Origin of the sequence: Paractinoplanes rishiriensis (assembly GCF_016862375.1) — a bacterium.
In the GTDB taxonomy this organism is placed as follows: domain Bacteria; phylum Actinomycetota; class Actinomycetes; order Mycobacteriales; family Micromonosporaceae; genus Actinoplanes; species Actinoplanes rishiriensis.
Genome location: NZ_BOMV01000100.1, coordinates 71,699 through 80,649, shown reverse-complemented (window position 1 = coordinate 80,649; position 8,951 = coordinate 71,699). Strand labels below are relative to the sequence as shown.

General features: G+C 69.8%; 10 protein-coding genes. 8 read left to right on the top strand and 2 right to left on the bottom strand.

Annotation, left to right across the window (positions count from 1 at the left end; all coding sequences use genetic code 11):
• The 7 genes from Ari01nite_RS43555 to Ari01nite_RS43525 form a co-directional block, all read left to right on the top strand.
• Window positions 1-223: efflux permease Rv1217c-related protein (locus tag Ari01nite_RS43555; protein WP_498371182.1), on the top strand; the 223-nt coding region annotated here is incomplete at its 5' end.
• Window positions 224-370: 147 nt separating this feature from the next.
• Entirely contained in the window at window positions 371-1,297 is a 927-nt protein-coding gene (locus Ari01nite_RS43550; protein WP_203789882.1) for an ABC transporter ATP-binding protein, read from the top strand.
• The gene (locus Ari01nite_RS43545) at window positions 1,275-2,063 is read left to right on the top strand and encodes an efflux permease Rv1217c-related protein (RefSeq protein WP_203789880.1); all 789 of its coding nucleotides are present in this window, start codon (window positions 1,275-1,277) and stop codon (window positions 2,061-2,063) included. Before Ari01nite_RS43550 ends, Ari01nite_RS43545 begins: the two co-directional genes overlap by 23 nt.
• Complete coding sequence (locus Ari01nite_RS43540; protein WP_203789878.1) at window positions 2,050-3,141, top strand: PucR family transcriptional regulator; 1,092 nt, start codon at window positions 2,050-2,052, stop codon at window positions 3,139-3,141. The genes Ari01nite_RS43545 and Ari01nite_RS43540 overlap by 14 nt, the downstream gene beginning before the upstream one ends.
• Before the next feature lie 102 nt (window positions 3,142-3,243).
• Window positions 3,244-4,149 (top strand): ABC transporter ATP-binding protein, encoded by a 906-nt coding sequence (locus Ari01nite_RS43535; protein WP_203789876.1) that lies wholly within the window; start codon window positions 3,244-3,246, stop codon window positions 4,147-4,149.
• Window positions 4,146-5,723: an ABC transporter permease gene (locus Ari01nite_RS43530; protein ID WP_203789874.1), complete on the top strand. Its 1,578-nt coding sequence runs from the start codon at window positions 4,146-4,148 to the stop codon at window positions 5,721-5,723. The genes Ari01nite_RS43535 and Ari01nite_RS43530 overlap by 4 nt, the downstream gene beginning before the upstream one ends.
• 269 nt (window positions 5,724-5,992) lie before the next feature.
• On the top strand, window positions 5,993-6,394 hold the full coding sequence (locus Ari01nite_RS43525) for a DUF6855 family protein (RefSeq protein WP_203789872.1): 402 nt from the start codon (window positions 5,993-5,995) through the stop codon (window positions 6,392-6,394).
• A gap of 208 nt (window positions 6,395-6,602) precedes the next feature.
• Here the strand turns inward: Ari01nite_RS43525 and Ari01nite_RS43520 are convergent, their stop codons facing one another.
• Together Ari01nite_RS43520 and Ari01nite_RS43515 are read right to left on the bottom strand one after the other, a co-directional pair.
• Window positions 6,603-6,758, bottom strand: a complete 156-nt coding sequence (locus Ari01nite_RS43520; protein ID WP_203789870.1) for a hypothetical protein — start codon at window positions 6,756-6,758, stop codon at window positions 6,603-6,605.
• Window positions 6,759-6,897: 139 nt separating this feature from the next.
• Window positions 6,898-7,353, bottom strand: coding sequence for an STAS domain-containing protein (locus Ari01nite_RS43515; RefSeq protein WP_203789868.1), 456 nt, complete (start codon window positions 7,351-7,353; stop codon window positions 6,898-6,900).
• Between the two features lie 192 nt (window positions 7,354-7,545).
• Here Ari01nite_RS43515 and Ari01nite_RS43510 point away from each other — a divergent pair, with 192 nt between their 5' ends.
• Window positions 7,546-8,556, top strand: coding sequence for a potassium channel family protein (locus tag Ari01nite_RS43510; RefSeq protein ID WP_203789866.1), 1,011 nt, complete (start codon window positions 7,546-7,548; stop codon window positions 8,554-8,556).
• The last annotated feature ends 395 nt before the right edge of the window (window positions 8,557-8,951 follow it).

Here is an 8,951-nt window from a genome sequence, read left to right as displayed (position 1 = left end):
CCTCATCGGCAGTCTGCCCGCCACCGGCGGATTCCTGCTGCTGGTCATCGCCGAAAGCATCGCCGCCCCGACCTGGGTCCGCGACCTCTCACCCTTCGCGCATCTGGCCCCGGTACCCCTCACCGGCCCCAATACGACGGCCTCCGCAGTGCTGCTGATTGCGGCAGCCGTCCTGACGGTGGCTGGCATCGCCGGATATCGCCGCCGAGACCTTCGGACGTGAGCAGCGCCCACTCAGGCGGATCGGCGCTGTTGTCGACGAGCCGCCCGCGACAAACGCTGCCTTGCCGAGTCCCGGCAACCATTGCGGGGTGATATCGGCCGGTGCCGGACCTGGCTACCTGGGGCTGAGGTGACGACGATATGGCCTATGACCTCGGACCTGGCGGTATGTGCAGACGACCTGACCAAGTTCTACGGGCCGCGCCGCGGCATCGACGGCCTGCATCTGCAGGTCCACGCCGGCGAGGTGATGGGCTTTCTGGGGCCGAACGGGTCGGGCAAGACGACAACGATCCGTATGATGCTCGACTTCCTGCGGCCGACCCGAGGGCAGGCCACCGTCCTCGGTCAGGACCCCCGGCGGGACAAAGCACGGCTGCACCGGCAGATCGGGTACCTCCCCGGAGAATTGTCCTTCCCGGGCCGGGACCGGGCCGCTGATCTCTTGCGGTTCCTCGGTGACGCCCGAGGCGGCGTCGCCTGGTCGCAGGTGACCGAACTGGCCGACCGATTCGAGATCGACCTTTCTCAGCCGCTGCGCGCGCTGAGCAAAGGCAACCGGCAGAAGGTAGGGCTGATCCAGGCATTCATGCACCGGCCGGCCCTGCTTGTCCTGGACGAACCGACCGGCGGTCTCGACCCGCTCATGCAGCAGGAGTTTCTGGCGCTGGTCCGGGAGGCCCGCGCAGACGGGCAGACGGTGTTCATGTCCTCGCACGTGCTCGCTGAGGTGCAAGAGGTCGCCGATCGCGTGGCCATCGTGCGGGCCGGTCGGCTGGCCGCCGTCGAACGGGTCGAGTCGCTGGGAAAGCGAGCGATCCGGGCTGTCGAGATCCACTTCGCTGATCCCATCGATGCGGAGGATTTCTCGAGATTGCCGGGGGTCCACGAGGTGACCGTGTCCGGCCCGGTGCTCAGATGCACCGTGGACGGACGCCTCGATCCGCTGATCAAGGCTGCAGCGCGGCACGAGGTCGTGGACCTGCTCGCCGCGGAACCGGACCTGGAGGAAACCTTCCTGTCCTACTACTACCACTCGGAAGGAGCCGGCGATGCTTCCCGCGTTGGTGCGTAAGACGTGGCACGACGAGCGCCTCGCGCTGGTCGGCTGGATCGCCGGTGTCGCCGCGTTCACCGCAACCTACACGTCCTTCTACCCCCAGTTCCAAGGGGCCGCCGAGCTCAAGCAGCAGGCCTTACCGCAGGACATGCTCGATTTCCTCGGCATCACCGACATGCTCTCGCCCGCCGGCTACCTGCAGGCCACCGTTTTCAGCCTGCTCGGCCCGCTGCTGCTGCTGATGTCTGCGATCACGCTGATCGAACGCACCATCGCCCGCCCCGAGCAGGATGGCAGCATGGAGCTGCTGCTGGCCAATCCGCTGTCCCGGCGGGCCTTCGCGTGGCAGCGGCTGGCCGCGGCCGGTGCCGCGGTCACCGTGGTCGCGGCGGTGCCCATGCTCCTGCTGATGGTGATCGTTCCGGCGATCGGCATCGACATCGCGTTGTCCAACGTTGCCGCCGCCGGTACCGGGCTGGTCGCACTGGTCTGGTGCTTCGGCGGCATCGCCTTTCTGGCCGGCGCCGTCACCGGCAAGCGGGCCTGGGTGCTCGCCTCGGCCGGGACCCTCGCCATGATTGCCTTTCTGGCCGACGCCTTCGCCGGGATGACGGCGAGTTGGCAGTGGCTGCGCTGGCTTTCCCCGTTCTACTACGCTCTCGGCACTGATCCGCTGCACACCGGCTGGCACCCGGCACACCTACTGGTGCCGGTCGCCGTCGGCGCGCTGGCCACCGCCGCCGGAGTTGTCCTCTTCGACCGCCGCGATGTCGGCGTCTGACCCGGCCGGCCCCGGCCCCGGCCCCGGCGCCCGTCGCCAGCTCGTCGACGAGTGCGCGGCCCTGTTGCGCGCGCCGGGTGGAGCACGGATGTCCGGTGAGGGGCTGGGCGCCCGGGCCGCGGATTCGGGCGTACGGCTGCCAGATCTTGCCTCTGCGGTGCTGGAGGCCGCTGCCGCGGTCTGGGCGGAGCTGTCCCCGGACGCCGTGGACACGCCGGCCGGAATGCATCGGCGGGCGGGACAACTGTTCAGCGCCACTCACTCACTGCTGGACAGCGTGTGCCACGGTTTCATCCGGCAGGACCACGCCGAAGTCGAGCGGCACGATCTGGACCGGGCCGAGTTCATCAACGATCTGCTCACCGGACGGGCCGAACCGGGCGAGCTCGCCGCACGAGCTCACCGCTACGGCATCCGTTTGGCGGCCACCCACACCGTCCTGATCGCCCGCGGGGCGGGCATCACCGCCGACATCAGCCACCGCATCGACGTCGCCCTCGCCGCCCGGTTCGGCGACGGCAACACACTCACCACCCTGCGCGGTGGCGAACTGGTATGCATCAGTGTCGGCGGACTGCGTGGCGTCGGCGCGGAGCTCGCTCACCTGCTGCTCGCCCAACTCGGCGCGGGAAAGTGGCAACTGGGCATCGGCCGCGCTCAGCCCGGCCTTCGCGGCCTGGCGACGTCACTGAGCGAGGCAGGCAGCACCCTCGACCACGCCGAGAAGCTCGGCTTCACCACACCGGTCCTCCACGCCGGCGACCTGCTCGTCTTCCCCGTCCTGCTGCGCGACCGCGAAGCCATCACCGACCTGGTCATCACGGTGCTAGGGCCGTTGCGGACGGCTCGTGGCGGCGCCCGGTTGTACCTGGACACGCTCGCCGTGCTCTTCGACAACCAGGGCAACCACACCGCCACCGCCCGGCAGATGCACCTGTCGGTACGCGCCGTCAGCTACCGCCTCGAACGCATCCGCGACCTCACCGGCTACCACCCCGGCGAACCCACCCAACGCTTCACCCTGCACGCGGCGGTGCTCGGCGCCCGGCTCCTCGGTTGGCCCGAAGACCAGGCGTAGGCTGCCCAGGGTCCGCGTTGCCGGAATCCGGCAACGGTTCCGGCCGCAAGTACGCCGGAATCCACCCTGGATTCGCCCTCGGCGGATCGCAACGATGAGGGCATGACCAGCGAATCGGCCGCGATCTCGAGCACCGGCTTGGTGAAGGTGTTCGGCCGCACCAGGGCCCTGGACGGGCTCGACCTGACCGTCGCCACCGGCGAGGTGCACGGCTTTCTCGGACCCAACGGCAGCGGCAAGACCACCACCATCCGGGTGCTGCTCGGCCTGCTCCGCGCCGGCTCCGGCACGGTGCGGATGCTCGGCGGTGACCCGTGGCGGGACGCGGTGGCCCTGCACCGGCGGCTCGCGTACGTGCCCGGCGACGTCACGCTGTGGCCGAACATCACCGGCGGCGAGGCCATCGACCTGCTCGGCCGGCTCCGCGGCGGCTTCGACCGGCGGCGCCGGGACGACCTGCTCGACGTCTTCGACCTCGACCCGCGCAAGAAGGCCCGCACCTACTCCAAAGGCAACCGGCAGAAAGTCGCGCTGGTCGCGGCACTGGCCTCGGACGCCGAGCTGTTACTGCTCGACGAGCCCACCTCCGGCCTGGACCCGCTGATGGAGTCGGCGTTCCAGCAGTGCATCCAGCAGGTGAAGGGGCAGGGCCGCACGGTGCTGCTGTCCAGCCACATCCTGGCCGAGGTCGAGGCCCTGTGCGACCGGGTGAGCATCGTCCGGCTCGGACGCACCGTGGAGACCGGCACCCTGCGGGACCTGCGTCACCTGACCCGCACCTCGATCACCGTGGAGACCGCCCAGCAGCCGGTCGGCCTGGACGCCATGCCGGGCGTGTACGACATCGTGGTCGAGGACCACCACGCGCGATTCGACGTCGACACCACCCAGCTCGACGCCGTCGTCCGCCGGCTCGCCCCGCTTGGCGTACGCAGCATGACGAGCACACCCCCGACGCTGGAGGAACTGTTCCTGCGCCACTACGGCGACGAGAAGGTGCCCTCGTGACCGGGACGTGCCGGCTACTGCGCTTCATGCTGCGCCGGGAACGTGTCGGCCTGCCGTTCTGGCTGGTCGGGGCGACGCTGCTGGTGCTGGTGCAGTCCACCCAGAGCCAGAACCTGTACGGCACACCGGAAAGCCTGGACCGGTTGCGGCAGACCATCGGCGGCAACACCGCGGTGATCGCGATGAGTGGGCCTACCCGGCTGCTCGAGACGATCGGCGGGGAGATCGTCTTCGAGATCTTCGCGTTCGTGTCCGTCGTGGTCGCCCTGATGAGCATGTTCCTGGTCGGCCGCCAGACCCGGGCCGACGAGGAGTCCGGCCGGGCCGAACTGGTCCGCTCGGCCCAGGTCGGCCGCAACGCACCGCTCGCGGCGGCCCTCGGCCTCGCCGGACTGGCCGACCTGGCCGTCGGCGCGCTGGTTTTTGGCGCGGCCATCGGCACCGGGCTGCCGGCGGGTGGCTCGGCCCTGTTCGGCGCGGCGGTCGCCGCGGTGGGTCTCACGTTCGCCGCCCTCACCGCGGTCGCCGCGCAGATCTTCGAGAACACCAGGGCCGTATACGGGTTCGTCGCGATGTTCCTGGGTGCCGCGTACGTGCTGCGCGCGGCCGGTGATGTCGGCAGCGGCGCGCTGTCCTGGGCCTCACCCATCGGCTGGGGCCAGCGGACCTTCCCGTACGTCGAGGACCGCTGGTGGCCGCTGCTGCTTCCGCTGGGTGTCACCGCCGCCGCGGTAGCCCTGGCAGTTCTGCTCCTCGGCCGTCGCGACTTCGGTGCCGGCCTGATCCCGTCCCGCCCCGGGCGGGCCGCCGCCTCCCCGGCACTGGGCAACGCGTACGCGCTGGCCTGGCGGCTGCAGCGCGGGGCGCTGGCCGGCTGGGCGGCCGGGCTCGGGCTGCTCGGCGCCGCGTACGGCTCCATCGGCAACACCATCGAGCAGTACATCCGCGACAACCCGGCGATCGCCGACCTGCTGGCCGGCGGCGCTGACGACATCGTGGACTCGTACCTGGCGCTGACCGTCGGCATGGCCGCCCTCATCGCCGCCGGATACGGCGTCAGCAGCATGTTGCGTATGCGGACGGAAGAGACGTCCGGCCGGGCCGAGCCGGTCCTGGCCACCGCGACGGCCCGGGGCACCTGGCTGGCCGCCCACCTGAGCGTCGCCCTCGCCGGCAGCGCGGTGGTGCTGGCGGCCGCGGGCCTCGGCGAGGGCCTCGCGTACGGCCTGACCGTCTCGGACGCCGGCCAGGTGCCCCGACTGATCGGCGTCGCGCTCGCCCACGTGCCCGCGGTCTGGCTGATCATCGCCGTGGCGGGGCTGACCATCGGCTGGGCGCCGCGGCTCTGTGCCGTTGTCGCCTGGGTCGCCGTGGCCTACTGCGCGGTCGTCGCGCTCTTCGCCGACCAGTTCGACCTGCCCGGTTGGGCGCAGCGGGCCTCGCCGTTCGCCCACACACCCAGGGTTCCGCTCGACGACTTGGTCGTCCTGCCGCTGCTGACGATCGCCCTGGTGGCCGCGGCGGTGGCCGTGCTCGGCTATGCCGGGTTCCGTCGCCGGGACGTCGGCTACTGAGGGGATCGTCCAGCAGATGCCGCGTGGCGGGTCGGACGGCGCTTTCTGCGGTTGTTGCGGGGCCTCAGCCGCGGGCTTGTCCGCATGACGCGGAGGCACGGTTCCGCTGAACGTCGCGGGTGTGCCCGCCCGAGCTGCCTCGATCGACGTAATGTGCAGGTTGGTTCAGCGTTTCATACCGCCGTCGCCGCCCGGCAGCGGCATGATCTGCCGGCAGAGCCAAGCAGCCGGCTGGTGGTGGTGAGGGGTCGTGCAATGGGGGTGGGCACATGGCGGCGGGGACCAAGGACGATCCGTGGGTGTTGCGGACACCGCCCGGATCGTCGGAGTACACCGTCTACCGCGACGAGGCCGCTGATCCGCCGGCGCTGGTCTGCCAGGTCGGCTCGACACGGCTGAGCTACCGGCTGCGTGCGGTCGAGGACCTGCACGCCTGGCTGCGCGAACAGGGCGACTGGGTGCCACTCGGCGCCGCCGATGAGAACAAACCGGCCGCCGACGGCACCGTGGAGGCATGGGGCCGCTCATCGGACAACCCGGTCGGCGGCTGGTACGGCCTGCGTAAGGGCTACCGCGGCCGGTTCGGCATGTATCTGCCCCCGCTGCTGGAGGAACTCGGCCTGGCCGAATTGACTCACGACGCCCGCAACAACCGCATGCGCGCACGCTGACCAGCGGAACCAAGCCAGCAGCGCCAGCGGGCACGGCGCCGCCCAGCAGCCAGCCGGATGAAGCGGGCGAGCATTTCACGCGACATACCGCAGAAGCTCCCGCGCGGTGGCCCCGGCCTGGCACAGCGACCCCCGCGCGCGCGATGGGGCTGAGCCGTAGACCGGAGCGGCCGACGGCGTGGATCCGGCTCGGTTCACCTCCTGGGAGTTAGAAGTCGGCCGCGGTGTACACACCGGAGGCGGCGCGCACGGTGCTGTCGACGATCGCCGGCTCGCTGGTCACCGTCACGTCGCCCCCACCGGTTCCTGACACCGCGAGACCGGTCTGCCCGCCGCCGCTGCGCGGTGGTTGCGGTGCACACATGGCAGCCACCAGGGGCGCCCATCGGCGCGGGAACATTGTCGGCAAGCACGGATCAGGTGCCTTCGCGAGTCAATGGATCAAACCCTCGCCGAGCCGGGGTTTGCCGACGGCCGAATGGCCCGAGCGCTGGGCCGCGCCTTCACCGCCGCCCGGCCGAGGAAGGTCGCCTGTTCGTTGATTCAGAACGCCGAAGCCAGCGTCGATCGCGACGTGCCACCGCGGTCTGTTGCGGCTGGCGCACGGCGTCCCGCGGATCGTCGATGATCGGCAGCGCGGTGTCTGCTCCGGTAGCTGACAGCATCCGTCGAACCGCCGGGGCGGGCGCCGCCAGGGTAACCCGGTGTCCGCGTGGCCGGCCTTGACTCAGGGCCTTGATCAGGACCCCGAGGCACGAACAATCGAGAAGGCTGACCCCGGCCAGGTCCACCACTATGTCGGCCCGTTCCACACCGCTGAGCAAGCAGCTTTGCAAGTCAGCGGCCACTTCGAGATCGACTTCGCCGTGGAGCCGAACCACGGTGGGTCCGCCGGGGTAAGTCGTTCCGACCGACCAGTCGAGGCCGTGGAGCGGTTCCACCAATTCGGGCACGGTCACGAATTCCTCCTCTCGGGCCGACCGGGTTCGGCAGGTACCCATTCTTCGGTGGGAGCGTGGCGCTGTGCCCGCACATCTATGAAGGTTGGGTGACGATGCGACTGGTGTCGCACGGTCGGCTCGACCTCCGCTGCCCCGGGGTGCTGGCAAGGCGGTAGGACGTCATTGTGAAATGACCTATAAAGTGCGCGGATGAGCGACGGCGCAGAACACGACGAGGGCGTCGTGCTGCCACTGCGCCAATCCGGGCCGTTGCGTTCCATAGCCACTCGCCTCGGGTTGGCGGTGGCCACGCTGGCCGTCATGACCACCGTGGTGCTGGTGGACAGCGAGGGCTACAACGATGTGCGTGACCGGCATGTGTCGGCGCTCGATGCGGTCTACTACGCAACCGTCACCTTGTCCACCACCGGCTACGGCGACGTGGTGCCGGTCTCGGATCGGGCCCGTCTGGCAAACGTTCTGGTGGTGATGCCACTCCGGGTATTTTTCCTGGTGCTGTTGGTCAGCACCACGTTCGAGGTTTTGACACGTCGCACCCGCCGGCAGTGGCAGGTGAAGCGTTGGAGGGCGCAGTTGCGAGGCCATACCGTCGTCATCGGCTACGGCAACAAGGGGCGTGCCGCCGTACGGGCCCTGCGGGAGGGCGCCGACGGACCGATCCAGTTCGTTGTCGTCGACGCCTCTCCGTACGCTGCCCAGGAGGCTGCCGACGACGGCCACGCGGCGATCGTCGGTGACGCCACGCGCGGTCTGATCCTGGACAAAGCGGGTGTCAGAAAGGCTGACCGGATTATCGTCGCCGCGGATCGCGATGACACCGCAAGTCTCGTCACCCTGAGCGTCCGGGAGTTGAACGCCGTCGCGGTGATCGCGGTTGCTGTGCGGGCATCGGAGAACGTGCCGCTGTTGAAACGCAGCGGGGCGACCACCGTCATCACGTCGTCCGAAGCTGCGGGTCGCCTGCTGGGACTGTCGGCGCAAAGTCCGGCTGCTGGTCATGTCATCGGTGACCTCCTGGTCCAGCGCGAAGGTTTACGCCTGGTCGACCGGGCAGTGCACGAGGACGAGGTGGGCCGCTCGCCAGCCGAGTGCGAGGACTTGATCGTGGCAGTGATCCGGAAGGGCCAACTGCTGCGCTACGACAAGATTGGCGCTTTGGCCTTCGGTGACCGGGTGATCCTCGTGCATGTCCAGTCCTGACCAGCAGCGTGTGCCGCGCGGGCAAGTCCGGCTGCGCCGCGACCGGCGGCTGCTGCTTCGCGGGGGTCGAAGGCGCCTGCCGGCCGCGACAGTCTCCTAGGCTTGGTCGGGCAGATGTCGGTTTCTCAGCCGGCCCTTCACAATCCCGTGACGACTGGCGATTGCCCTCGCCGTGCATGTGGCGAGGCTAGGCGCCCGTCCAGGCCAACCGCTCGATGTGGGCGCCGCAGCCGCAGCGTCGGCGGGAGCGAAGGGATTCACGCTCAGTTCGCGGCTGCGGCGCCTACCGTGATCTTTCGCGCAGGATTTCGCGGATGCGCGGCTGTCGTGTGACGGAACGGTGACATGTGAGTGGCGCCGATGTCCGGACGTACGGATCGTCCACCTCGGTTGCC

Excerpts from the sequence above, each read along its gene's own strand:
- Ari01nite_RS43540 (WP_203789878.1), top strand. The coding sequence starts at position 2,050 with ATGTCGGCGTCTGACCCGGCCGGCCCCGGCCCCGGCCCCGGCGCCCGT.
- Ari01nite_RS43520 (WP_203789870.1), bottom strand. The coding sequence starts at position 6,758 with ATGTGTGCACCGCAACCACCGCGCAGCGGCGGCGGGCAGACCGGTCTC.
- Ari01nite_RS43545 (WP_203789880.1), top strand. The coding sequence starts at position 1,275 with ATGCTTCCCGCGTTGGTGCGTAAGACGTGGCACGACGAGCGCCTCGCG.
- Ari01nite_RS43525 (WP_203789872.1), top strand. The coding sequence starts at position 5,993 with ATGGCGGCGGGGACCAAGGACGATCCGTGGGTGTTGCGGACACCGCCC.
- Ari01nite_RS43550 (WP_203789882.1), top strand. The coding sequence starts at position 371 with ATGACCTCGGACCTGGCGGTATGTGCAGACGACCTGACCAAGTTCTAC.
- Ari01nite_RS43535 (WP_203789876.1), top strand. The coding sequence starts at position 3,244 with ATGACCAGCGAATCGGCCGCGATCTCGAGCACCGGCTTGGTGAAGGTG.
- Ari01nite_RS43510 (WP_203789866.1), top strand. The coding sequence starts at position 7,546 with ATGAGCGACGGCGCAGAACACGACGAGGGCGTCGTGCTGCCACTGCGC.